This window comes from Paenibacillus sp. FSL H8-0048 (genome assembly GCF_038002825.1).
In the GTDB taxonomy this organism is placed as follows: Bacteria; Bacillota; Bacilli; order Paenibacillales; family Paenibacillaceae; genus Paenibacillus_AQ.
This window is the reverse complement of record NZ_JBBODF010000001.1, coordinates 7313690-7338282: the sequence shown is the minus strand read 5'-3', so window position 1 is coordinate 7338282 and position 24593 is coordinate 7313690. Positions and strand designations below refer to the sequence as shown.

At 53.8% G+C, this 24593-nt stretch carries 17 protein-coding genes; 5 read left to right on the top strand and 12 right to left on the bottom strand.

Annotation, left to right across the window (positions count from 1 at the left end; translation table 11 throughout):
* Positions 1 to 475: 475 nt before the first annotated feature.
* Positions 476 to 1594: an IS4 family transposase gene (locus NSU18_RS31820; RefSeq protein WP_341019699.1), complete on the top strand. Its 1119-nt coding sequence runs from the start codon at positions 476 to 478 to the stop codon at positions 1592 to 1594.
* Positions 1595 to 1876: 282 nt separating this feature from the next.
* On the opposite strand, the gene NSU18_RS31815 is transcribed toward NSU18_RS31820, so the two are convergent.
* The 11 genes from NSU18_RS31815 to leuC form a co-directional block, all read right to left on the bottom strand.
* Entirely contained in the window at positions 1877 to 2341 is a 465-nt protein-coding gene (locus tag NSU18_RS31815) for a GNAT family N-acetyltransferase (protein ID WP_341018422.1), read from the bottom strand.
* The gene (gene purT, locus NSU18_RS31810; protein ID WP_341018682.1) at positions 2331 to 3521 is read right to left on the bottom strand and encodes a formate-dependent phosphoribosylglycinamide formyltransferase; all 1191 of its coding nucleotides are present in this window, start codon (positions 3519 to 3521) and stop codon (positions 2331 to 2333) included. Before purT ends, NSU18_RS31815 begins: the two co-directional genes overlap by 11 nt.
* Before the next feature lie 208 nt (positions 3522 to 3729).
* Positions 3730 to 7431 (bottom strand): dynamin family protein, encoded by a 3702-nt coding sequence (locus NSU18_RS31805; protein WP_341150946.1) that lies wholly within the window; start codon positions 7429 to 7431, stop codon positions 3730 to 3732.
* Positions 7432 to 8136: 705 nt separating this feature from the next.
* Entirely contained in the window at positions 8137 to 8403 is a 267-nt protein-coding gene (locus tag NSU18_RS31800) for a hypothetical protein (protein ID WP_036697991.1), read from the bottom strand.
* Between the two features lie 2 nt (positions 8404 to 8405).
* Complete coding sequence (gene nth / locus NSU18_RS31795; protein ID WP_340752932.1) at positions 8406 to 9113, bottom strand: endonuclease III; 708 nt, start codon at positions 9111 to 9113, stop codon at positions 8406 to 8408.
* A gap of 212 nt (positions 9114 to 9325) precedes the next feature.
* Entirely contained in the window at positions 9326 to 12142 is a 2817-nt protein-coding gene (locus tag NSU18_RS31790; protein WP_341150945.1) for an S-layer homology domain-containing protein, read from the bottom strand.
* Positions 12143 to 12165: 23 nt separating this feature from the next.
* On the bottom strand, positions 12166 to 12816 hold the full coding sequence (locus NSU18_RS31785) for a GerMN domain-containing protein (protein ID WP_341018417.1): 651 nt from the start codon (positions 12814 to 12816) through the stop codon (positions 12166 to 12168).
* Positions 12817 to 12921: 105 nt separating this feature from the next.
* On the bottom strand, positions 12922 to 14361 hold the full coding sequence (locus tag NSU18_RS31780; RefSeq protein ID WP_341150944.1) for an N-acetylmuramoyl-L-alanine amidase family protein: 1440 nt from the start codon (positions 14359 to 14361) through the stop codon (positions 12922 to 12924).
* 198 nt (positions 14362 to 14559) lie between these two features.
* Complete coding sequence (locus tag NSU18_RS31775) at positions 14560 to 16185, bottom strand: N-acetylmuramoyl-L-alanine amidase (protein ID WP_341150943.1); 1626 nt, start codon at positions 16183 to 16185, stop codon at positions 14560 to 14562.
* Positions 16186 to 16376: 191 nt separating this feature from the next.
* Positions 16377 to 16979 (bottom strand): 3-isopropylmalate dehydratase small subunit, encoded by a 603-nt coding sequence (leuD, locus tag NSU18_RS31770; RefSeq protein WP_341150942.1) that lies wholly within the window; start codon positions 16977 to 16979, stop codon positions 16377 to 16379.
* A 28-nt stretch (positions 16980 to 17007) separates the two neighbouring features.
* Positions 17008 to 18432, bottom strand: a complete 1425-nt coding sequence (gene leuC, locus NSU18_RS31765; RefSeq protein ID WP_341018413.1) for a 3-isopropylmalate dehydratase large subunit — start codon at positions 18430 to 18432, stop codon at positions 17008 to 17010.
* Between the two features lie 167 nt (positions 18433 to 18599).
* Here leuC and NSU18_RS31760 point away from each other — a divergent pair, with 167 nt between their 5' ends.
* From NSU18_RS31760 to proC, 4 genes are all read left to right on the top strand, one after another.
* Positions 18600 to 19511, top strand: a complete 912-nt coding sequence (locus NSU18_RS31760; RefSeq protein WP_341018412.1) for a LysR family transcriptional regulator — start codon at positions 18600 to 18602, stop codon at positions 19509 to 19511.
* A 440-nt stretch (positions 19512 to 19951) separates the two neighbouring features.
* Positions 19952 to 21055, top strand: coding sequence for a glutamate 5-kinase (gene proB, locus NSU18_RS31755; RefSeq protein ID WP_341150941.1), 1104 nt, complete (start codon positions 19952 to 19954; stop codon positions 21053 to 21055).
* A 58-nt stretch (positions 21056 to 21113) separates the two neighbouring features.
* The gene (locus tag NSU18_RS31750; RefSeq protein ID WP_341018407.1) at positions 21114 to 22361 is read left to right on the top strand and encodes a glutamate-5-semialdehyde dehydrogenase; all 1248 of its coding nucleotides are present in this window, start codon (positions 21114 to 21116) and stop codon (positions 22359 to 22361) included.
* A gap of 30 nt (positions 22362 to 22391) precedes the next feature.
* Positions 22392 to 23258 carry a pyrroline-5-carboxylate reductase gene (proC, locus tag NSU18_RS31745; protein ID WP_341018405.1) on the top strand — a complete coding sequence of 289 codons (867 nt, stop codon included), beginning with the start codon at positions 22392 to 22394 and terminating at the stop codon, positions 23256 to 23258.
* A gap of 558 nt (positions 23259 to 23816) precedes the next feature.
* Here the strand turns inward: proC and NSU18_RS31740 are convergent.
* Complete coding sequence (locus tag NSU18_RS31740) at positions 23817 to 24584, bottom strand: DnaD domain protein (RefSeq protein WP_341018403.1); 768 nt, start codon at positions 24582 to 24584, stop codon at positions 23817 to 23819.
* Positions 24585 to 24593 lie beyond the last annotated feature (9 nt).

The following is a 24593-nucleotide window of genomic DNA, read 5'->3' as shown; positions in this document are numbered from 1 at the left end:
CTGATAGAGCGACAACTAACATGGCTGATAGAGTGACAACTGTAGTGAATAGGAGCAATTTACTATATAGCAATGGCCTTATATAACGCAAGGGGAAATTATGTACATAGGTTAGAGGTATTTAAGAAATTAACAAAAAGCAAAAAGAAGCGGAGGGGAAATTTGGCACTGGAGGAGCGAAAGCGTCCGCCTTTGTATTTAGATTTCTACCGCGAAGAGCGGTTTTAATCAGGAAATCTAAATACAACAGCGGCCGGAGGGCCAAATGTTCACCGCAGCGACGACCACGCTTTGAGTTCTAATCTTTTTAATCAACAAGTGGATTTCGTACACTTAATTTGATTATTTTAACCAATCAGGCTATTTTAAGTGGATAAATGATAAGCCTGTTGATTACCCAAAAAAAGGTAGCAAAAAGGCCGCTGATTCGTTAAAGTGTTTGTACCCCTACAAACATCCGAAACGAGGCGACCTCATGAAAAAGTCTACTTCAATTTCAAATATTCTGCAATTATTGATTCCCGAGGAACAATTAAAACCGATCTTAAAAGAAATAAAGTATGTTGACGTTGCGCGTAAGTTTACCGTTTATGATTTGTTTTTGTTTTTAGCTGAAGCTGCGTTCCAGCAGTGGGACGGATACCGGGACGGCGCAGAACGGATGTCCCTGTATGGGCAACGTGCGGTGAATTACTCAACGCTTTCTAAAAAGGCCAAAGGGGTTCACTTTCAATTATTTAAGCGTCTATTGAATCTCATGATAGGGCTGTGTAATCGGAAAACGAAGCGCGTACTCGGTATCCCAAAAGAGCTGTTAATCGTGGATTCTACCACCATTTCGGTCGGTCTCGGCCGACTGCCTTGGGCTCCCATCAAAGGCCAAAAAGCAGGCGTTAAGCTGCATGTCGGATTACTTGGGGACTCGAATGAATTGCACAAAGTGACGGAGACCACGGGGTTAGAGCATGATTTAAACAGCTGTGCATTCCTGCTGGACAGCCTATATATTTTGGTAGCAGACCGCGCTTACGGGAAGCACGGGCTGTTTGACAGCTATCAAGAGAAGAAAGAGCGGCAATATTTTGTGATTCGCCTCAAGGATAATACCACACTCGTACATCCGATCCCGCGTTTACGAAATCGCCCATTTGAGGGAAGTATCGAGCAAGATTTGACGTGTCAATTAGGAAAGGTTAAGGCACTCACCAAGAATCGGTTTCGGGTGGTGATTCTTAAAGATCCCAAAGGGAATCCCGTCATTCTTGCAACAAATTTGCATTGGCACTCCCCAGAAGCCATAGCAAACATCTATAAAAAACGTTGGCAGATTGAAGTTTTCTTTCGTTGGATCAAGCAGCATTTAAACATTCCCAAACTGTTTGGAACCACAGAAAATGCAGTATATGGACAGCTATATGTGGCTTTATTGGTTTATGTGTTGCTAAAGTTTCTGTTTGAGCAGGGAAATAGTACTGTGCATGTTAGCGCTAGATTAACGTTCGCCGAGTTTGATCGGTTATTTACGCTGCAAAAGCTACCTGTGGAGTGGAGGATTTACTTAGCCCATTCCACTGACATTATCACCAAAATATAGGTAATCAACAGGCTTAGATAAATGACATTTATTACTGCGGATTTGCTCATAACGCGGGGAATCTGGACGAATAGATGTACTTTTTCCAACTGCTAGTTTGGACACGGGAATTTCGGGTGAAATAGATGCTCTTTTTCCACTAAATTCCTGGGCCAACCTCGGGGAAAAGGCGGAGCGGAGAGCATTCCAGACAAGCGGCTGCGGATTGGCTGCACTGTACCAAAAAAAAAAAAAACCATCCCGATTACGCCGGGATGGGGATGTTCGGTTACACGTATAGGATTATAGCAGGGCTTTGTTGAAGCGGTAGCCAGTTGTCTTTTCAAAGCCGATATGGCGGTAAAACGCATGTGCAGGTGCACGTTCCACGCGGTTGCCGCTCCGCAGGAACAGCTGGCAGCAGCCCTGATTGCGCGCCCATTCTTCCGCTGCAGCTACGAGTCTTTTGCCAAGGCCTTGTCCTCTAAGCTCCTCTGATACGATCAGCGCGGTGATCTCCGTAATACAATCGGCATGCTTGTAGTAGGACTTCACCTGCCGTAAACCGATCATTCCCACAACTTCGTTATTGAGCTCTGCGACCAGGGTGCAGTGGAACGGATCATTCTCCATGCCTTCCATTCTCTCTTTCATCACGCTAAGCGTTGTCGGATAGCCGAATTCACGCAAAAGGGCTGTCACTCTCTCCAGATCATTCATGCCGCATTTGCGAATTTGCAGTACCTGCTCCTGAGTACTACTGTTCATCCTTGTATACCTCCACTTGTAGCTTAGACGCAGCCTGCTTGGCTGTCATCCGCGCGATTTCAATATCTTCCGCTGAACTGAGTGTTACTGCCATCCGCCGTCCTGGGCGGATCTCCGGCTTGCCGAATACCCGGACCTGCGTGCGGGGAAGGGCCAGTGCCTCTTCAATCCCGGTCACCGCAAAAGCTTGTCCGGCTCTATCCGTCTTCAGGGTGGCCGAAGCTCCCGGTGTCAACAAACGTACCGCTTCCAGCGGAAATCCAAGAATGGCTCTGACATGCAGAGCAAATTCCGACAAATCCTGCGTAATCATTGTAACCATACCTGTGTCATGCGGCCGGGGGGACACTTCACTGAACAGAACACCATCCGCGGTGAGGAACAGCTCCACACCAAAAATTCCATAACCGCCAAGCTGATCGGTAACCGCCCGGGCGATGGCCTCAGCCTCTTCCAGCTGCGCCCCGCTCATCTGATGCGGCTGCCAGGACTCTACATAATCGCCATCCTGCTGAATGTGGCCGATCGGCGGACAGAATACGGTTCCGCTAACCGAACGGACGGTAAGCAGTGTAATCTCGCTCTCAAAGGTAACAAAGGCCTCCACGATGACGCGTGTCCCCTTCGCACGTGCGCCTTCAAGCGCCGTATTCCAGCAGCCTTCCGCATCCTCCGGTGTTCTGCACACGCTCTGGCCTTTGCCGGATGAGCTCATAATCGGCTTAATCACACAAGGCGTTCCCAGCTCTGAAACGGCCTGGCGCAGTTCATCCAGACTGTCTGCGAACCGGTAAGCCGCCGTAGGCAGCCCCAGCTCTTCTGCCGCCAGACGGCGGATGCCTTCGCGGTCCATGGTCAGCCGAGCAGCACGGGCGGTAGGAACAACGAGGAAGCCTTCTTCCTCCAGCTCCACCAGGGCCCCGGTAGCAATGGCTTCAATCTCCGGTACAATCAAATCCGGCTTCTCAGTACGGATAAGCTGCTTGAGTGCCTCTGCATCCAGCATATCCAGTACATAAGAGCGGTGGGCCACGCCCATCGCGGGTGCCGCTTCATAACGATCCACAGCTACGGTCTCTACGCCAAGGCGCTGAGCTTCGATAATGACTTCCTTACCCAGTTCACCGCTGCCGAGCAGCAGCAGCTTTTTACTCCGGGCTGATAAAGGAGCTCCCCACATTGTCGACTCCAACCTCTTTTCGCAAATTTGTCTGCTGACTTCTCTGTTTCTGTAAAATGTCGCAGTTTGATTGTAAATTTTCAGTCTTCTTTATTTTCATCCATCATCCACCAGATTGCAAGTGTTCTTCGACATTTTCCTACAAACTTCACAGATGGCTGTTCAACAGACAAGTGAAAACGGTTTATCACGTGAAGCTAATAAAAACTTATATTTCAGCGAAAGCCTGCTCCTGAAGCCGTAATTCCTCGGCGATCCGGCCCCAATGCTCCGCACCATCACCCCCTTTCAGCAGCGCCGACATGGCTGCCTCCTGTTCAGACAGGCCTTCACGCAGCTGGTCTGCGGCCTGGGACAAGGCCGTTGCTGCTGCATCGGTGTAGAATGTCAACAGAGAGTCCTCCTGTCCTTGCGCCGCCGCAGCCACCGCTTCTTTGAACCACGGCTCGGCAGCCGCGCGGATCTCTGCCCGGCCCGGTCCCTCGAAGAAGTGGCGCGGAGATTTGAAGCGGCTCCACAGTCCGGCCCAATCCAGCGGAGCCAGAACACAGTTCAGCTTCGCAGGTGCCGGCCAGCGCTCATCCGGATTCTCTAGCAGCTGAAGCTCCTGATCCGGGATGGACAGCTCAGCTGCAGCCGCTGTGGCCGCCTGGGTCACGAATCTGCGCCCTGCCGACTCCAGCCGCAGGGTCGTTGCCCACAGCTCCTGCTCCAGTTCACGCAGAATACTGCGCTCAAGCTCCCGCCCGCAGGCGATGAAGATGTCTTTCAGGTTCCCTCCGTCTTCCCGGAGAATGGATGGATGGAAGGACTCCTGGAAGGAACGCCCGAAGGAAAAGGCAATCCGCTGCCGGACATGATAGAGCAGCTCCGCACCTTCACGGCGCAGGTCCCGGAGCGGCCGGTCTTCCTTAGCAAGTGCGGCCAGCCGCAGTTTCGCCGCTTCCTGGCGTTGCCGGAACCGCTTCATTCCTTCCTCCTGCTGGTCTGCCTCCATCAGCGCAAGGCGTTGCCACTCTTCGGCGCGCCCACGCACCGAGCTTAGACTGTCCTTGGCCGCTGTCAGAGACAGTCCCGGCAGTTCATCACCGGCGAACGCGGAGAGTGCGGCTTCAAAGCTGCCGAATCCTGAAGCCTCGTAAGCCTCCCCCGCTCCGCTTGACTTGCCCTCCAGCGCAAGCAGGCTGGACACGCTGTAAATCCGCGGTGAGGTTAGGCCTCCGGCACGCAGATTTTGCGCCACATGCTGCTTCACCTCTTCAAGCTCGGCCTCATCCGCCGCGAGATCTGCGGCGTTGATGATGAAGAACATTTTGTCAAGCGCAAAGCTGTCCTTGATTCTACCCAGCTGGGCAAGGAGGCTGCGGTCAGCCTTGGAAAAGGCGTGGTTATAGTAGGTCACGAAGCAAATGGCATCGGCGTTCTTCATATAGCCGAAGGTTACACCGGTGTGCCGGGCATGTAAGGAATCCGCACCCGGTGTGTCCACTAGTACAATGCCGCTTCGTGTCAGCGGACTATCATAATACAGATCTGTGCTCTGTACGAAGCAGGCGCGCTTCTCATCTGCAACCAGGCTGCGGTATTCCGCCAGGCTGACCGTCCGCTCTGTTCCGAGCAGCGGACGGGATTCCTCCCATCCGGCGGCAGCTGCCCGCAGGAAGCCGGCATGCGGCAGTGCGGACGGATGAAGCCCGCCGGTCTGCAGCCGGGCCACGGCTGCGGGCCACGAGTCGTGCTGCGGCGGCGCCAGCTGCAGCACGCTGAAGGAATGGAGGATGTCCTCCCAGACCTCCTCCGCCCGCTTCATGGTGATGGCCGCCGTCCCGTGGGCGAAGCCGCCCTCCGGCGCCAGAATCCGCCCGACGGCCGCCGTTGCCGGATGCGGCGACACGGGCAGCACCTCTTCGCCCAGCAGGGCGTTGGCGAAGGAGGATTTGCCGGCGCTGAACGCTCCGAACAGCGCCATCGTGAAGCGGCCGCCGGCGAGATCCTCCGCACGCGCCGCCAGGCTGCGCGCCGCCGAGGCCATGGCCGGCTCGCTCCGCAGCACCCCGGCCGCTGCGTGCAGCGCCGCAGCGGCCTGCGTCAGCCGGCGGCGCCCGCCCGCCGGCTGTGCCGTGCCCGCCGCCCAGGCCTGGGCAGCGCTAGGGCTTGCCGCCGCTGCCACGCGCGGCGGCGGTTCCGGGCTGGCGGCGCTAGGCGCGCCAGCCGCCAGGGGCGGCACCCCCGGCAGCGCGCCGGGGGTGAGGGTGCGGCGCGGCGGCAGCAGCGCCGCAAGGGCGTCCGCGCGGGCGGCAGCCGCGCGGTCCAGGGCGGCCAGCGCGGCGAGCGCCTGCGCCTGCCGCTGCAGGGCCGCCCGGCGGCGCGTGAGCTCTGCGCGCCGTTCCTCCACCAGCGGCGGCAGCGCATCCAGCAGCGGCTCGCCGAAGGCCAGGACCGCGCGGCGGAACTGCGCCTTAATCTCAGCCGCAAGCGTGCGGCAGAAATTAAGCAGCGCCTCGCCCGAAGCACCGGTTCCCGGCTTCACCTGATCTGCCAGCCACTGCTGGCTCACCGCCGGGAAAGCCTGCTTCAGCAGGGGCTCCGCCTCCTCCTGCCACAGCTCCAGGCCTTCAGCCCATTCGCGCACCAGCTGGAGAGTGTGCCACTCCAGCTGGGCAGTGATCTCTCTGAGCTGAAGGCTGTGCCAGTGCAGCAGCCGCGCTCCCTGCTCCTTCTCCCGCTTCGCAGCGGTGAAGAGCAGGCCGCGCCGGAAGCCCGGCTGGAGACTCTCGATGTATGCTCCAGCTGCATCCCGCAGATCGGCCGGCATCAGATTCGTGTTGCCAAGCAGAGCGTCCAGCCTGCTGCGCAGATCCATCCGCGCCTCTTCAGGCAGTGCATCCAGCGAGGATTCCTCCTGGCTCGTTGCCAGTAGCTCTGCTTCCACAGCTTCCGCCGCTGCACCGCCTGCTTCTTCCAGCAGCGCAGCCCGCTCCTCCTGCTGCTCTTCACGATAATCCGCCAGGACAGCATCCGCAGTATGATGGATGGAACGGGACAAGCTGTATTCAAGCAACTCCTGCCGCTGCTCCAGCAGACCGGAGATCAAGGCCAGCAGATCCTTCCACTGATTCAGCGGATGTCCCTCCACCTTAAGCGAAGTGAACAACAGCCCCGCAGAATGAATACCCCATTCCCGGAAAGCGCTTTCCACTTGCTGCCGGTATTCTTCCAGCGGGATTTCCTGTTCCCTGTGCTTGTCGATCTGATTGATGATCAGGTAGAGCGGCTTGCCCCAGTCGCTTAGACTTTTGGCAAACGCCAGATTATTCTCCGACTGCACATGATTGTAATCCATCACATAGAAGACGGCATCCGCCAGATGCAGCGCCGAACGGGTCGCCGCCTGATGGCCCTCATCAGTCGAATCTACGCCGGGAGTATCCATCAGCACCCCGTGCTCCCCCAGCACCGGGACATCCTCCCACACCTCTATCGCAGAATATTCGGTACCCTGGCGGCAGTAATCCTGAAGCCGGTCAGGTGTGGTCTTGATTACCCCGGGATTGCCTCTGGAGCTTCCGTCCACCGGATGCAGCAGCACCTGCGGTGCTCCGCTGCGGATCGATACAATATTCGCACTGGTTGGAACCGGACCCGAAGGCAGCACCGCCTTCCCGCAGAGCTTGTTAATCATGCTTGACTTCCCTGCTGAGAAATGTCCGCAGAATGCAAGCGTCAGCTCATCTGCCTGCTCCTTGACCCTTAGATCCGCCACGATCTGCGCACTCTTCTGTTCTCCCCATTGCCTCAGACGCTCCTCCAGCAGCCTAAGCGCTAATACCCCCGCTGCAACCTGCTCCACTCTTTCCCGTTCTGCTCCCACTACATCCCCGCCTCCGCTGCAATCTATAGCTTCTTTCATTATTATTACATTTGTATGATTTATCTCACTGCAAGAATAGAATAATTATATTTTATCATCAGATCGTCACAAATCAAATATCTACATTTACAAAATCGGCTATAGACCTTCACGAAAAACAAGATTTCGCAGATGGCATTCCAGCCTCGCCCGCAAATCCTGCTCCGATGGGTTCGGAGCAACATCATCCTAATGGATGAATAAGATTAACTTCGCGCGAACACAATGTATGCTGTTTTTCACATACATTTGCTCCGCCCACCCCGTAGTTGCACAATGTATGCTGTTTTTCATATACATTTGGTCCATATGCCTGATTGTGAACACAATGTATGCTGTTTTTGATATACATTTGGTCGATATGACCGATTGCGAGTACAGTCAATGTTGTTTTCCACATACATTCGGACCGCACGCCCGCACATCAGCAAATGTATGTTGTTGTCAGCATACATTCGGACCGCTCCCCTCGCTCCTGCGCAATGTATTCGTTTTTTAAGGTGACTAAGTAGTGCCGGTTTCACATACAATTGGTCATATGCCGCTGTACCAGACAATTATATTCGGTTTTAAGCGTACCTTCAGCCTTCAATCATATTCAGCATTGAAGTCATTCTACGAATCATTTAAAGAAACAAAAAAAGAGGCTGCCCCGTCAGCCACTTCATGGCTATGGGACAACCTCTCTAATGAATTCCAATCAAATTAAGCTGTTTCCAGTACGGGAAGCAGGATTTCAAAGACTTTACCGTGCTGCAGAATAGTCAGACCACGGGACTTGTCTTTCATTACGACAACCTCTGGCTTCGCAGACATACGCTCCAGATAGAACTCAGGCACATCGCCGGAATGGCTGATGGTGATGCCTTCCACTTCCTGCTCTTCGTTCTCTTCCATCGGGCTGTCCACTACGCGGTCAAAAATATCGGAAAATGCTTCAAAATTATCGGTATATACAGAAATGCACTTCATCTCTATCCCATCCTCTTCTTCTCTAATTCTTGGTTAGCTTTCGTATGATCCTTAGCTTTCCTGATTACAGCAGTTTTCATACGTTTTTTGCCCTCCCGGCATACATCCAGCAGCGGGCAGATCTGGCATGCGGGATTCTGAGCCTTACAGTGATATCGTCCGAAAAAGATCAGCCGGTGATGCGTAAGCGTCCATTCGTCACGCGGCACCGCCTTCATCAGCTTCTTCTCCACTTCCAGCACGGAATCTTTCCAGCCCGCAAGCGCGAGCCGTTTGGCTACCCGTTCCACATGAGTATCCACGGCAATCGCCGGTACTCCGAAGGCATTCGATACGACCACATTCGCAGTTTTGCGTCCGACTCCAGGCAGAGTTACCAGCAAATCATGGGCCTGCGGCACTTCACCCCCGTACTGCTCAATCAGGATGGTGCAGAGGTTCTGAATATGCTTGGCCTTATTGCGGAATAGACCAATCCGCCGGATATCCAGCTCCAGCTCTTCCAGCGGTACTGAGATATAGTCGATCGGAGCCTTGTACTTCTGAAACAGGTCCTCGGTCACCTTGTTCACTGTTGCATCCGTACACTGGGCTGAGAGCAGCACAGCTATGGTAAGCTCAAAAGCGTTGCTGTGATTCAGCTCGCAATGTGCATCAGGGAACATGCCTCCGATAGTATCCAGGATGTGGCGGACCTCTGCAGCTTTCATAGTGTCCCCTCCACGGAGCAGGTATGACTGCAAGTCCACTTACAGCATATCTGCTAAAGTTCTGACGAAATATAAGCAAAGATACATTATATCGTATACTTTCGTAGCGTTCAAGCGAACACCGTGCTGCCCTTATATTTCAAAAAAAACGCCTTGATCCAAGGTAAACCAAGGATCAAGACGGTGTTTCACACGGAAAATCACCAAAACGATTATTGTTTCACAATTTCTACAACCTTGTCGTTGTTGAAATACATTATAATATTATCATTTTCTTTGAGAGATTGCACGGGTAAAGTCGTGTCACCTTGATGAATATATACATTTGGAGCAAGCCCAAACTTATAATTGTCAGTCAACGTGGCGCGTTTGGTTAATATTTCATTCGTTGCGCTCTCATAACGGGCGAACGTCCGGTTCAGCTGACTGAACACGGAGATGATCACTACACCGCTGGCATCCTTACGCACCAATACCCGGTCTGCTGTGGTAAGACCGCTTAACGCGTTCGTTGTAACACCGTCCCGGAGTATTCTCACTCCGCTTGCAGCAGTGAACGGCTGTGAGGCTCCTGTATAATCCTTCACTGTGAACGTGCCTGATGCCGCATCTACTGCAGTTACCTGTCCGGCAACCTGTTTAACCGACTGCAGGGTCAGGGGTGTGGTACCGTCGAAGCTGAGGTTCACGAAATCTCCGGCCTTCAGCTCAGTCAGGGCGATCTTCTGGCCCGCTTCGTTGGTAAGCGGAACATTCGCCAAGTTCAGCTCGCTGCTGATGCTGCCTCCATCAAGCTTCACGGTCATCTTGCCCGCGCCTGCATTAATGGTAGCAATCTCGAACTGGGATGACCCGTTCACCCGCAGCACGGAGATGAACTCCTGAGTGCTGCTAAGCACTGCTGTTACCGGCACATTAAGCGGAACATCGGTGATGACTGCGCTGCTTTTGCCAATCATTTCAATGGCCTGCGGATAAGACAGCGTCAGCAATTGTCCGTTGCCCTGCTTAATCACAATCGTTCTGGCCGTAGTATTGATAGCCGTCAGGGTGCCGGAATATTTGGTGGTCAATTCAACAGACATTGCACGCTCATTAATTAAGGTCACATCAATTTTGCGGTTCTCAACCAGTCTGAACCCCATGGTGCTGAGCGAAGTGGTAATCAATCCGCCGTAAGACATCTTTGTTTTCTCATCCATTTTGACCACATGAGCCTTACCGTTATTGTCTGTAAAGGTCAGGTACTGGGTCTTGGCGTTATAATCCACAACGGTAGCCGCTGCATACTGTTCGATCTGACGGCTGAGCACTTCTATCTTGGTCACCTGATCATTACCGTTCAGCGTAAGCTGTACATTGTCTCCGCTTGTTTTGTCAGCGATAAGATCGTCGATTACCGGATTTACGGCGTTCGGAATCACAATGGCCGGGGTAGCAGCAAGCAGATGAACCTCACGTGTGCCATCGCTCTTCTGATAGACAATCGTTGAATCTGTCAGCTCATAGATGAAGCCCTTCACTATGCGCTCCACTCCTGAGGTTACTTCCACGGAACGGATCGTATTATCCTTGATGGTATACGCGACAGCAGCACCGGCTTTCAGCTCTGAGGGCTGGATAATAGAATTCGGGGAGCTGAACAGCGTAGTCCCATCTTCCCATTTGAAGGTTTCTACTGTGCCGTCAGCATTCTTGAACGCGATGCTCTTGGCAGCAGTGTCAACGCTTTGAATCGTACCTTTAGCCGTCTTGTTCACAATACCGGAAATGACCTGTACCTTCACAACCTTCCGGGAACCGGTGAAGGTCTCACGCAGCAGCGTAAGCTTGCTGCCGGCGATGATAGAGGCTGGCTGAATCACCGCTCCGTTCGCATCCACGAAGGCCGTGCCTGAATCATAGGGATACTGATCGTATCCGTTCGCGGAATCGACCCAGATGATACCCGGTGTATGCTTGGTGAACACACCCTCCGCCTGCTCAACCTGAACTGCCGGATCTGTCAGCTCTACATAAGCTGCGCTATAGGTGGCTCCTATTACTGTTACTTTCGTGTAAGGCTGGATCTCGTTCAATGAGATGCGGTTCTCTGAGGTACTGGTATAGTAAGCGGTATTGGCATTCAGATTGAATTCAAGCGTATTGCCGTTAGTGTACAATCCCAGCTTCCCGTCCTTGAGTGAGCTGACCGTTCCTTTGAACGTATTATCGTATTCCAGGCTAGTATGCGCTTCAGCACGGCTGAAGAAGGTAGCCAGCTGCGCACGGGTCACAGCGCCTTGTGGATCAAAGCGGTTGCCGGTTAGCCCGTTCGCGAGTCCCAGCTCCACCGCTGTGTTAATGTAGCCGCGTTTGTTCGCGGACACTTTGGCGTCATCGGCAAAGCCTGTCGGCCGGCTTGCGGCCGCAGAAGCTGATGCACTCTGGCCAAGCGCACGGATCAGCAGCTCAGCCACCCATTCACGGCTGGCCTTGCGCTCGCCCCAGGAGCTTTTTAGATTATCTGCAGCCATCTCAGTGGTCTTGTCCAGCAGACCTTGCTGGAAGGCTAAGATTACATATGGCTTGTAATAGTTCGTAACTGCAAAATCATTAGGCAGCGCAACTTCGGTACTGGTGTTCACATTCCCCTGCTGCTTCATAAACCGCAGCGCCATCAGCACCGCTTCCTGCTGGGTCACAGAATCGCCGGGACGAAACAGGCCGTTATTGCCGACCACAATCCCCTGGGTTGCCAGCTTATAAATATGCTTTTCGGCCCAGAAGCCCGTCTTGACATCACTGAAGATTCCTGAACCAGTTACAGCCGTCTGCGGAGCTGCAGCAGCAACGGTTGCTCCGGTTGAAGCGTTGTCGGCAAAGGCAGCCCCTGCCCCGCCAAGTACCATCGCACCGGCCAGAACGGCAGAGACCGCTTTTACAGAATAAGATTGAACCGTACGCTTTAATCGTTTTGGACCGGACAATTTGATATTCCCCTCTCTATGGCTTATCTGGATTTCTATGTTGGTAATTTCGTCAGCCATTCGGCTTATTCCTGCAAAACAGCCTACAATCCGTTGTTCTCACGGGTGATTGGATGCACAAGATCCACATGCCCCATCAGGCTCTCCACCTGTTCTCCATCTACCAGCACATCGATATTCTTCACTTCATCGAACTGGAAGAACATCTGGGATAATGCGCCGATTGCCAGAGATTCGCCGCCTGCGCCAAGCTGTGCGTCATCCGGCTTATGAATATCCATCACAATCTGTCCGTTAGAGAATTCAAGTGACTTCAGTTCAATCTTGTTCCACAGCGGAATCTGGTCGGCATTACCGCTCTTCTGGAGGGTTTTGAAGGCTTCCGTATATTTCTCCTTCGCATCCTTGAAGGTGATAGAGACTTCAGCAGGAATCAAGTCGTTCTGTTGCACATCTGTATAATACGTCTTGATCTTAAGGCTCTGCTTCTCAGGCACCGCTGGTGCCTCCGTAGCCGCCGGAGTCACAGTTGCTGTAGGCTCAGGCGTGCTTGTAGCTGCCGGTGTGGCAGTGGGAGTGTCCTTCCCGGCATTATTGCCTTCAGCGCCGCTGGATACCGAGGTTGAATCCGGACCGGATGCATCCGCCGGTGCAGCAGTAGGCTTATCGCCGCAGCCCGAAATTACGAGAAGCAGCATCGCAGCGATCCCTGCATATGTCAATTTTTTGTTCATTTGATTAACCCCCTCAGATGAATATGGGCAGGAGGGACCGCAAAGTCCTTTTGACCGCAATATTGGGTCTTTATCCGACTCTGCGGCCCCTGCTGCCGCCCGTTGTTATTGAATCCCGAGATATTCTTTAATTCCGCGCACCATCGAAGCGGCCACATTGTTCTGCAGTGCTTCAGTGAACAGCAGAGCTTCGTCCTTCTTATTGCTGAGATAGCCAACCTCAAGCAGCACCGCAGGCATCTTCGTTTCGCGTATCACATGGAAGTTGCCGTAACGCACTCCCCTGTCGCTAAGTCCGGTGGCCTGCACAAGATACTTGTGCATCACATTGGCCAGAGCCTTGCTGGCGTCCCGCTGATAGTAGGTCTCTGTTCCGCTTGAAGCCGCTGATCCGCTGCTGTTGGCATGGACGGATATGAATAAGTCTGCACCGAGATTATTGGCCATTGCCGCCCTCTCCTTCAGTTCAAGGAAGGTATCATCGCTGCGCGTCAGCACCACGTCAATCTTGTTCTCCTGCCTGAGCAGCGCAGCCGCCTTAAGAATCACAGCGAGGTTGAAATTCTTCTCGTATTTGCCGGTAATGCCTACAGCTCCTGAATCCTTCGCACCATGTCCGGCATCTAGCACAACCAGCTTGCGCCCGCTGTTGCCCGGCTGCGTGGAAGTATCGCCTGGAGCCTCTGCATTCAAATCAATGACAATGAGCTTTGAGGAATCTCCCGATACCTCTACGCTATAATTTTTGGGGGTATTAAGATCAATTACAAATCGGACAGTATAAGGATTAGAGCTATACAGCGAATAGCGGATACCAGAGACATCCGGATAATCCGTAACTGACAGGCTCCCGTTCAGGTCAGGGTCAAGGATTTGTCCTGTTCCGAAAATATCCGAGAACGTGGCATTCGGCAGATCAACGATGATCCGGTCCGGTCCGCTGATCTTGGAGACCTTCGGCTCGGCATTGCCGTCTATGGCAATCGAGAACCGGTTCTCATTGAAGCTGATGCCGTTGATCATGCTCAGGCTGCTTGAGGGCTCTCCCGGCGGCACTACAACCGTCCCTCCGTCCCCATTGCTTTGTCCCGGGTCAATGTTAGGCTCGGGAATGGACGGGGTAATAAGATCTACAATCTTCTTCGTGTTGTCCCATTTGACCGTAAGTCCGAACTGCTCACCGATGAACCGGATCGGAACGAGGGTCGTGCCGTTCCGCAGGAGAGGGGCCGTAGTCAGGACCGCTGTCTTGCCGTCAACGGAAGCCGCAGTCTGACCTACGATCAGTTGAATGGCCTTTCCCTGCTGTTCAATTTTGATGGTCTTGCTTGTCTGATTCCAATCCACCTTGTATCCAAGGTTCTCAGCGATCATTCTTAGCGGCACCATGATGGAGTTATTTACATTTTCCACCGGAACGTCTTGTCCTGCATTCAGTTCCTGGCCATCCAGGAAGATCTTGTTCTGGCCAGCAGCGGCTTGTCCATGCCCTGGCAGCACCACAACAAAGAGCAGCAGCAACAGCATAAAAGCAAATTTCTTCATTCTTCACCTCTAAGACTCTAGTATTCCGCCCCAATCGAGCGTTCTTGATGGCATGCCAACTGACAACCTTCGACATAGTGTAGACGTTCGTAGAACTTAAAAGTTGCGAATAAATCCCAACTAACGTGGAAATGTCTGTGTATTCCCTATAGCTAAAAGGTATGTAGTGCGGTTACAGACAGCTTCGCTTATGCAGTGTTACAACCCTAGATATTCCTTAATTCCTGCTACAATCTCCCGCGCGAGGTTATCCTGCATCTGTTCGCTGTACAGGGCTGCTTCATCTCCCGGATTGGTCAGATACCCGGCCTCCAGCAGAATTGCAGGCATCCGGGTCTCCCGGGTCACATGCAGGCTCTTCGAGCGCACTCCATTGTCTTTGAGGCCGGTTCCCGCTACCAGATGCTTTTGCATAATCTCGGCAAGCGGCAGGCTCTCACTGCGGCTATAGTACGTCTCACTGCCATTCACTTTGCTCCGGTTCGGATAGGATACATCGAGTGAATTGGCATGAAGGGATACGAACAGTGTAGCATTTGCCGCTTGGGCAATTTTCACACGATCCTGGAGGCCCAGGGTAATATCCGATGTACGGGTGTAAATGACATCAGCCCAGCCTTCCTGCGTCAGAATAGCTCCGGCTTTGAGGATGACCGCGAGATTGAAGGTCTTTTCCAGTTTGCCTGTAAGGCTGACCGCACCCGATTGCTTGCCCCCGTGTCCGGCATCAAGCGCAATAACCGGTCTTCCGGTAAATACCGGATTCACAGGAGCACCCGTTTCACTGCCTGTTACATTCAGATCGATTGTCACTAGTCCTGTACTCTCATCCGTACTAACCTGATAATTCTGGTAACCTGTAGTCTGGATTACGAACCTGACCGTCGGCGGATTCGTACTGAACAACGCATAACGTACTTCAGATACAAGCGGGTAGCCGCTCACATCCAGCTTGCCCTGCGGACTTCCTCCCGTGGATACGCCAGGGAAGCTCCCGCTGAAATCAGGGGCAAATGCCGCTCCGGCAAAATCCACTACAATCCGGTCGGGTCCGGTCACTCTCGTAACCGTAGCCTTGGCTCCTCCGGCAGCTGCTACAATCAGCCGGTTCTCGCTGAATACCGCCCCTTTCACCACAGGTGATGTAGCTGGCGGAGTTGGAGTAACTATAACACTTCCGTCCAATTCCTCCAGAGTCTCTGTGCCGCTCTGAGGCGGAGTGGTCGGTGCAGGAGACTGAACAGCCACTGGAGCGGCTCCTGGTGACACGGATGGAGCTGCAGTGGGAACAGCCACTGGAGCGGCTCCTGGTGACACGGATGGAGCTGCAGTGGCTGACGGCTGCGGTTCTGGAGTGACTGGCGCAGCCTCCGTTACCCCTCCGCTCAAATACAACGTCTTATCCGTATTGTCCCAGCCGACGCTAAGACCGAATTGCTCGCTGAGAAAGCGGATAGGCACCAGTACCGTTCCGCCGTTCTGCTTAGGTGCAGCATTAAGAGTCAGGTTAACACCATCAGCTTGTGCAGTAGTGCTGCCGACTGCAAGCTGTACAGACTTGCCGTCCTGCTGGACAGTTACCTTGCGGCTGCTCTGTTCCCACAGCACTTCGAAGCCCAGATTCTCCACCACTACACGGATCGGAATCATAACGCTTCCATTCACGTTCTCAAGGATTACACCCTTGGGCAATGCAAGCTCCTTGCTGTCCATCACAATCTTACCGGGGGTTGTTCCGGCTGCCGCAGCTTTGTGGCCGGCGAATGACAGGAGGAGCAGTGGCAGCAGCAGTAGCAGCAATACCCGTTGTCCGGCTTTCTTCATCCTTTCCTCTCCTTTGGTCCATTGATAGATTTGCAGATAAGATTAAGACGACACTAATCCCCAAAAGTTGCCTTCGCAGGCAATAATATCTCGATTATAGCAAAAAAACTTCTATTTCCGACACCCGGAAATAGAAGTTTTGTGTAAATACTAAGAATAAATATGCTTCAGCCGTTAACTTATCTTAGCTCTTAAGCAAAAAGCTTGGCTGCATGACGCTCTTCATAAGCGGCAATCTCATCAGCATGCTGAAGTGTCAGGCCGATATCGTCCAGCCCCTGCAGCAGGAACTGGCGGCGGTGCTCATCCAGCTCAAAGTTGATGGCAAGTCCATACTCATCACTCAGTTTGTTGTTCTCCAGATCCACTGTAAGTGTGTATCCCTCATGCTCTGCCGTGCGGCTGAACAGATCGTCTACCTGGGCTTCCGAGAGCTTAATCGGCAGAATGCCGTTCTTGAAGCAGTTGTTATAGAAGATGTCGGCGTAGGATGGTGCGATGACCACTCTGAACCCGTAATCCATGATGGCCCAGGGCGCATGCTCCCGGGAGGAGCCGCAGCCGAAATTCGCGCGGGAGATCAGCACAGAGGCTCCCTCATAACGCGGTTTGTTCATTTCGAATGCCGGATTGTCATTCCCTGCTTCATCAAAACGCCATTCGTAGAATAGAAATTGTCCAAAGCCTGTGCGCTCGATCCGTTTCAGGAACTGCTTAGGGATAATCGCATCCGTATCTACATTAACCCGGTCTACCGGGGCTACAATTCCTGTTAACTTCTTGAATTCTTCCATTGCTGTATCCTCCTGCTCTCTCAATTTTCTATGAGTTGACGGCTTCCGTCTTGTAGTTCCAGTCACGCACATCCGTGAAGCGTCCCTTGATGGCTGCCGCAGCCGCCATGGCAGGAGAGACCAGATGCGTGCGTCCGCCGCGTCCCTGGCGTCCTTCGAAGTTACGGTTGGAAGTAGAGGCGCAGCGCTGTCCCGGCTGCAGAACATCCGGATTCATTGCCAGGCACATACTGCAGCCGGCTTCACGCCATTCAAAGCCCGCTTCGGTGAACACTTTGTCCAGACCTTCCTTCTCGGCCTGCATCTTCACGCGTCCGGAGCCCGGCACAACAATAGCTGTAACCTTGTCAGATACCTTATAGCCCTTGGCTACTTCAGCTGCAGCCCGCAGATCCTCAATCCGGCCGTTGGTGCAGGAGCCGATGAAGACATAATCAATTCCGATCTCGGAGATCGGCGTACCTGGAGCCAGATCCATATATTCAAGCGCCTTCTCGGCTGCTTTGCGTTCATTCTCGGTAGTGAAATCGGCAGGGTTCGGTACGGCGGAGTTGATATCCGTTCCCATACCAGGGCTAGTTCCCCAGGTAACCTGGGGGATAAGTGTCTCTACATCGAATTCGACCACAGTATCATACTGGGCGCCTTCGTCACTGACAAGGCCCTTCCAGGTTTCAACAGCGGCATCATACGCTTCACCCTGAGGTACATATTGACGTCCGCGCAGATAGTTGAAGGTTGTCTCGTCCGGTGCGATCAGGCCTGCTCTTGCTCCGCCTTCAATCGACATGTTGCAGACGGTCATGCGCTCTTCCATCGACAGCTCGCGGATAGCTTCGCCTGTATACTCGATAACATAGCCAGTTGCAAAGTCCGTTCCGTATTTGGCAATTACGCCGAGAATCATATCCTTGGCGGTCACTCCCGGATTACGTTTGCCAGTGAAGCGCACTTCCATGGTCTTGGCCTTGGACTGCTGCAGACACTGGGTAGCAAGCACATGCTCAACTTCGCTGGTGCCGATCCCGAAGGCCAGTGCACCGAAGGCTCCGTGAGTGGAGGTATGGCTGTCCCCGCAAACAATCGTCTTGCCGGGATGGGTCAAGCCAATCTCGGGACCCATGACGTGAACAACACCTTGGTCAATATCATTCAGGTCAAACAATCTTACGCCGAAATCACGGCAGTTCTGCGAGAGTGTATCAATCTGCTGCTTGGAGATTGGATCGGTAATATTGTAACGGTCCTTGGTAGGCACGTTATGATCCATTGTCGCAAAGGTAAGTCCCGGACGGCGTACCTTACGGCCGCTCAGGCGCAGTCCTTCAAACGCCTGCGGGGAAGTCACTTCATGAACCAGATGCAGATCGATGTAAATAATGCTCGGCTTGCCTTCTTCCTGATGAATAACGTGATTGTCCCAAATCTTCTCAAACATTGTCTTGTTGCCCATGAATTTCACCTCATAATAGTAGAATCGTTCCTATGAAGAGAGCGTGGAGTCTCTCTTGAATGTTCTAAATATAACATCGGTGCGTTTATAATTCCAAGATATGATTTCTATAGGGTTTATAGGTTATACTTATAAACAGATGATCTACTCATTAAAGGAGCTTATGTATGGAACTCAGACAATTGCAATACACGCTGCAGATTGCTGCAGAGCGGAATTTCTCCCGCGCGGCGGAAAAGCTGCACATCGCCCAGCCCTCGCTCAGCCAGCAGCTGTCAAAGCTGGAGAAGGAGCTTGGCGTACTCCTCTTCCAGCGTAATACCAGCTCGGTGGAGCTGACCTATGCCGGCGAGAAATTCGTTGAACAGGCCCAGGGAATCATTGATGCCGTTGAACTGCTGCGGCAGGAGATGTCCGATATCTCCCAGCTTCGCACAGGACGCGTAATGGTCGGCAGCATGCCGATCACCGGCGCACATCTGCTCCCGCATGTGCTGCCCGTGTTCAAGAGCAAATATGCCGAGGTTGAAATCACCCTGCTGGAGGACTCATCCATGAATCTGGAGAAGCTGACAGCCAGCGGCCAGACCGATCTCAGCCTGCTCTCTCTCCCGCTCGAAATTCCGACCCTGGCCTACGAGGTGCTCGGTGAGGAGAGGATCGATCTTGCCGTTCCGCCGGGACATCTGTTAGCCGGCCGTGAACCGCAGGGCATCCGTACCAGCCTAGCCGAGCTTAAGGATGAACCGTTTATCGTACTTAAGGAAGGGCAGGGCTTCCGTAAAATGACCGTGGAGTTATGCCGTGAGGCCGGATTTGAGCCGCGGATTGTTTTCGAGAGCAACAATATGGAGACCGTCCAGTCGCTGGTTGCTGCCGGAATGGGCGTTACCCTGGTGCCCCACTTTATTGCGCGCGCTGCCAGAAGTGAATTCGTACCGGTCTATCTTCCGCTGGCTGAGCCGGTGCCCGGCCGGACACTGGTCATTGCCTACCGGCGCGGACGTTACTTGTCCCGTGCAGCCGAAGCTTTTATCGAAACCTTCAAGGCAACCGTGGCCGGTCTGACCGATAACTAGCCATAGCAGTCACAAGGGTGCTCCTCTCATCCGCAGGTCCTCTGCCCCACAGGAGAAACATAAATCTTGCTGTCTGCACAGCATGAAAAAATTTATCCGCGGCTCTTTGCAAACCCTGCTGCCCCATGGTATCCTAAGTGACAAATAGTGAAACGTGCTGACGGGACCAGTAAGAATGGACGTATATTCGTGTGCAGAGAGTAAATTCCTGAAGGCTGGGAGAATTTACCGCGAAGGTCCTTTCCGAATCCTACCCCTGAGCGGCCTGCCCTGCAGGACGGCTACTCCCGTTATGAGAATGAAGTCGGATGAACCCTCATCAATGAAGGTGGTACCGCGGAAGTTAATCAAGCTTTCGTCCTTTGCTAGTCTAAGGATGGGGGCTTTTTGTCATTTTCGGGCGTTACAGGCATTTTAATTCGAGAGGAAAGTGAAAGACAATGACGTCAAGAATTGTGGTCAAAATCGGCAGCAGCTCGCTCACGGGTCCCGAAGGCGGCCTCCATCGTGAGGCGGTCGCCTTCTTCGCCGCCGAGATCGCCGCGCTCCGCAAGGACGGCTGTGAAGTGCTGCTGGTCACCTCCGGGGCGGTCGCAGCGGGATTCCGGGGCATCGGCTATGCTTCCCGCCCAAGGCTGCTGCATGAGAAACAGGCGGCGGCGGCAGTAGGACAGGTTATGCTGATGCAGGCTTATCAGGAGGCCTTCGCAGGCCACGGTATACCCACTGCCCAGATTCTCCTGACCCGTACGGACTTCTGCAGCCGCCGGGCCATGAACAACGCCATGATGACGGTGGAAGAATTGCTCCGCCAAGGCGCCGTGCCCGTATTCAACGAGAACGATACCGTATCGGTGGATGAGCTGAAGTTCGGTGACAACGATACCTTATCGGCGCTGGTTGCCAATCTGTTGAAGGCCTCGCACCTGCTGGTGTTGACGGATATGGACGGCGTCTACAGCGGCGATCCCCGCAAGCATCCAGATGCTGTACGGTATGAGCACATAGAAGAGATTACGCCTGAGATCTATGCCATTGCAGGCGGTGCAGGGTCAAGCGTAGGAACCGGCGGCATGCGCTCTAAGATCGACGCGGCCAAGATTGCCACGCGGGGCGGCGTTCCGGTCTTCGTGGGCCAAGTGAAGGAGCCGGGGGATTTATCACAGGCCGCAGCCGGAAAGGGCAAAGGCACTTATTTTGCCACCACCCTCTCTTCTCTGCCGGTCAAAAAGCAATGGCTGGGCTTCATGTCCACCCCGCTCGGATCACTGTATGTCGATGACGGTGCTGTTGAAGCGCTGCTCCACGGAGGACATAGTCTGCTGCCAGTAGGGGTTAAACGTATTGAGGGCAGCTTCCATTCCGGGGATGTCGTTGAGGTGCTCGGCCCGGATGGGCAGCTGCTTGGACGGGGTATCGTCAATTACGATGACACCCAGCTCCGCAGCATTCAGGGGCTTCCCAGCCGCGAGATTGTGCCCAAGCTTGGTGAAGTACACCGGCTTGAGGTTATCCACCGGGACGAATGGATCACACTTCGTTAATTTACGAAACAAATTGTATCTCCATATGCCAACATAATTTTTATTAGGAGGAATTGCCATGAGTGAAGTGGTTAACAAGACGACGCTGGCCAAAGCAACCACAGGGGTACTCGCAAGCTTGACTACCGCCCAGAAGAATGAAGCCCTGCTGGTGATGGCAGCCGCTTTGCGCGCCGAAGCTGATTACATTATTGCCGCCAACGCAGAAGACCTGGAGCGCGGACGGCTGAACGGGACACCGGAGTCGATGCTCGACCGGCTGGCCCTGGATGCGGGACGGATTGACAGCATTGCCGAAGGCTTGCAGCAGATTGCCGAACTGCCTGATCCGGTTGGAGACAATCTGGAGACGATCGAACGGCCGAACGGCCTGCACATTGAGAAGGTACGGGTTCCGCTTGGAGTGATTGGCATTATCTATGAAGCACGCCCCAACGTCACCGTTGACGCTGCCGGACTCTGCCTTAAGACCGGCAATGCTGTGGTGCTGCGCGGCGGCTCCTCCGCCCTCTCCTCCAACCGTGCCATCGCTGAGGTGCTGCACCGCGCACTTGCGGGTACCGCCCTTCCGCCGGATGCCTTGCAGCTGATTGAAGATCCTAACCGCTCCTCCGTGGATGAAATGCTGAAGCTGAACGGACTGCTGGATGTCATTATCCCGCGCGGAGGAAGCTCCCTGATTCAGAATGTGGTTCTTAATGCCACCGTACCGGTTATTGAAACAGGAGCAGGCATATGCCATACTTATCTGGATGCGAGTGCCAATCCGGAAATGGCCCGGCGCATTAGCGTGAATGCGAAGGCCCAGCGGCCTTCGGTCTGCAATTCAATGGAGACACTGCTGGTGCACCGTGCTTACGCCCAAGAACATCTCACCGCACTTGCTGAAGCCTTCCGCGAGGCTCGTGTGGAGCTGCGCGGGTGCCAGGATACGGTTGCTCTTATTCCTTGGGCTGTGCCTGCCACACCAGAGGACTTCGCTACAGAATACAACGATTATATTCTCAATATTCGTATCGTGGACACGCTGGAACAGGCTCTTGGGCATATCGCAGAGTTCGGAACCAAGCATTCCGAATGTATTGTGACTGAAGACGCAGCGAATGCTGCACGCTTCCTGCAAGAGGTTGACGCTGCGGCAGTGTACCACAACGCATCTACCCGGTTCACGGACGGCTTTGAATTCGGCTTCGGCGCCGAGATCGGAATCAGCACCCAGAAGCTCCATGCCCGCGGGCCTATGGGACTGCCTGCACTCACTTCAAGCAAATACATGATTCACGGCTCCGGCCAAATCAGAGGTTAACTCACTCAACTTATAGGGGGACTGCCAGCCATGTGCCAGCAACCAGCAATTCCGCTCATCAATCATAATATTGTTTTTTATGGCGCAGGCTCGATGGCCGAGGCCATTGTGCGGGGATTGATCGCCCGGAATGTAGTGGAGTCGGGCCGCATTATTATGCTGAACCGCAGCAGCAGCGAACGCCTCGCTGAACTACGCAGCCGTTACGGCGTGCTCGGCTATAACGCTCCCGAGTCCAAGCTCGAGGCTCTGCGCTCTGCGCCCGTCATCGTTTTAGCCATGAAGCCGAAAGACGCTGCTGAAGCGCTCCGTTCACTGGGGCCGCTGCTGTCGCCGGATCAGCTCATCATCTCCGTGATTGCCGGGCTGACCATCCGTACGATGCAAGGCTTACTGGGTAAAACGCAGCCTGTGGTCCGCACCATGCCGAACACCTCCAGCTCCATCGGCCTCGGGGCTACCGGGATTGCCTTCTCCAAGGAGGTTGGCGAAGAGAGCCGCCGTACAGCGCTTAATATCTTCGAAGCGGTTGGCCTGACGGCAGTCATTGACGAAGAACGGATGGAGACCTTAACCGGGATCTCCGGCAGCGGACCAGCTTACATCTACTACATGATGGAAGCGATGATTGCCGCCGGCATCCGCGGAGGGCTGCCGCTGGAACAGAGCCGTGAGCTGACTGTCCAGACCGTGCTGGGCGCAGCGCGGATGGTACAACAGACCGGTGAAGAGCCTGCCGCCTTGCGCAAGAAGGTCACCTCACCGAATGGCTCTACCCAGGCCGCCATTGAAGTGCTGGAGCGCGGCGACTTCTTCGAGACTGTCATTTCCGCCGTCAACCGCTGTGCGGAACGTTCCCGCGAGATGGGCTCGGCTCTGGAGCAGGAGCTGCACTAATCTTGTTCTAGTTTTTGATATTCTTACTGCAACGTAACAGCCCGCAGTCCCTTCCATGTGAAGGGACTGCGGGCTGTGTGCTGCCAGTGGCGAAATCAAGTGTATTTATACCCCTCATTTTGCTCATTAAGCCGCTTTTGCTCAAATCAGGTGTATTTATACCCTTCATTTTGCCCATTAAGCCACTTTTACTGAAATCAGGTGTATTTATACCCCTCATTTTGCCCATTAAGCCACTTTTACTGAAATCAAGTGTATTTATACCCCTCATCTACTCATTTAGCACACTTTTCCTGATTTCAGGGATACTTTCTGCCGCTCCCCCGCCCACTTTCAGCTAACTCCCAATCCTAAGTAACAAAAGCAAGTGGTAACGGCTTTGCCGTCCTTTTAAGGACGGCACCCGTTTCAGCGAGAAATAGATAGAACAGTTATCTTGTGGAACATATAAATTCTTATATTTCAAAAAAAGTGCCCCTTAAGCCACATACATGACTTAAGAGACACCTTAAACGGCCGGGCCTTGCCCTGGACCGGCATAAATCTACCTTGCTCCGCTCATCTGCCGCCGCCCCGGAATTTCTGGGAATAGGCTTTGACATCCTGGGCATTCTTCACCCGATTGCGGGCCCATTCCAGCAGAATGCGGTCAATGTAACGGAAATGAACCTTTCCTGCAAAGACCGACTCCTTCAGTGCGAGCAGGATCAGCTCCTCGGGATATCGGTCTTCATCCACCCAGCCGGAAATAGATTCACATTCCATGGGGGATAGCGGACGCCCGAATTCCTTCTCGAAAATGCTGAACAGACTGCGTCCATCCTCTGACTCCTTGGCACCCGGCACAGCCGGGCGGCCATAGCCGCCGTCCGGTGCATTAGCCCCGGAGTGATGAGCCACTGCCCGGGCCCCCGGCTCCCGTCCGCTCTGGCTGGGCTTCTCCTGGACAGACTCCCGTGAGAGTTCAGCCAGATAAGCTCCGAGCTTCGCGTATAGGCCGGAGAAGTTGTAGCGCTCATAATGAATGTCCCTCAACTCGTCGTTATCTCCGTCGATGCTGATGAACCCTTCCTTCATAAGCTTCTGCAGCTCTCCGGCAATCACCGGAATACTGCGCCCGGTTACTGCCTGCAGCTCCTCCAGGGAAGGGAAGTCTATTCCCTCCACCTGTCTGAAGGAGAGCAGATGAATCAGCAGCATGGACTCGCTGCCGCTCAGATTCAGCTTCCGGTAATATTTCAGGAGTGCATAAGGAATGACGGCCATTCCGTTCTCCAGGCCGAAGGCTACGCCCTCGCCCCAGGTATTCCAACCTTTTCCGTCCATACTTAAGCC

Coding starts and splice junctions, on each gene's coding strand:
- NSU18_RS31820 (WP_341019699.1), top strand. CDS start 476: ATGAAAAAGTCTACTTCAATTTCAAATATTCTGCAATTATTGATTCCC.
- NSU18_RS31805 (WP_341150946.1), bottom strand. CDS start 7,431: ATGAAAGAAGCTATAGATTGCAGCGGAGGCGGGGATGTAGTGGGAGCA.
- nth (WP_340752932.1), bottom strand. CDS start 9,113: ATGAAAGCTGCAGAGGTCCGCCACATCCTGGATACTATCGGAGGCATG.
- NSU18_RS31815 (WP_341018422.1), bottom strand. CDS start 2,341: ATGAACAGTAGTACTCAGGAGCAGGTACTGCAAATTCGCAAATGCGGC.
- leuD (WP_341150942.1), bottom strand. CDS start 16,979: ATGGAAGAATTCAAGAAGTTAACAGGAATTGTAGCCCCGGTAGACCGG.
- NSU18_RS31790 (WP_341150945.1), bottom strand. CDS start 12,142: ATGGCTGACGAAATTACCAACATAGAAATCCAGATAAGCCATAGAGAG.
- proC (WP_341018405.1), top strand. CDS start 22,392: ATGTGCCAGCAACCAGCAATTCCGCTCATCAATCATAATATTGTTTTT.
- proB (WP_341150941.1), top strand. CDS start 19,952: ATGACGTCAAGAATTGTGGTCAAAATCGGCAGCAGCTCGCTCACGGGT.
- NSU18_RS31800 (WP_036697991.1), bottom strand. CDS start 8,403: ATGAAGTGCATTTCTGTATATACCGATAATTTTGAAGCATTTTCCGAT.
- NSU18_RS31740 (WP_341018403.1), bottom strand. CDS start 24,584: ATGGACGGAAAAGGTTGGAATACCTGGGGCGAGGGCGTAGCCTTCGGC.
- NSU18_RS31775 (WP_341150943.1), bottom strand. CDS start 16,185: ATGAAGAAAGCCGGACAACGGGTATTGCTGCTACTGCTGCTGCCACTG.
- NSU18_RS31785 (WP_341018417.1), bottom strand. CDS start 12,816: ATGAACAAAAAATTGACATATGCAGGGATCGCTGCGATGCTGCTTCTC.
- NSU18_RS31780 (WP_341150944.1), bottom strand. CDS start 14,361: ATGAAGAAATTTGCTTTTATGCTGTTGCTGCTGCTCTTTGTTGTGGTG.
- NSU18_RS31750 (WP_341018407.1), top strand. CDS start 21,114: ATGAGTGAAGTGGTTAACAAGACGACGCTGGCCAAAGCAACCACAGGG.
- NSU18_RS31760 (WP_341018412.1), top strand. CDS start 18,600: ATGGAACTCAGACAATTGCAATACACGCTGCAGATTGCTGCAGAGCGG.
- leuC (WP_341018413.1), bottom strand. CDS start 18,432: ATGGGCAACAAGACAATGTTTGAGAAGATTTGGGACAATCACGTTATT.
- purT (WP_341018682.1), bottom strand. CDS start 3,521: ATGTGGGGAGCTCCTTTATCAGCCCGGAGTAAAAAGCTGCTGCTGCTC.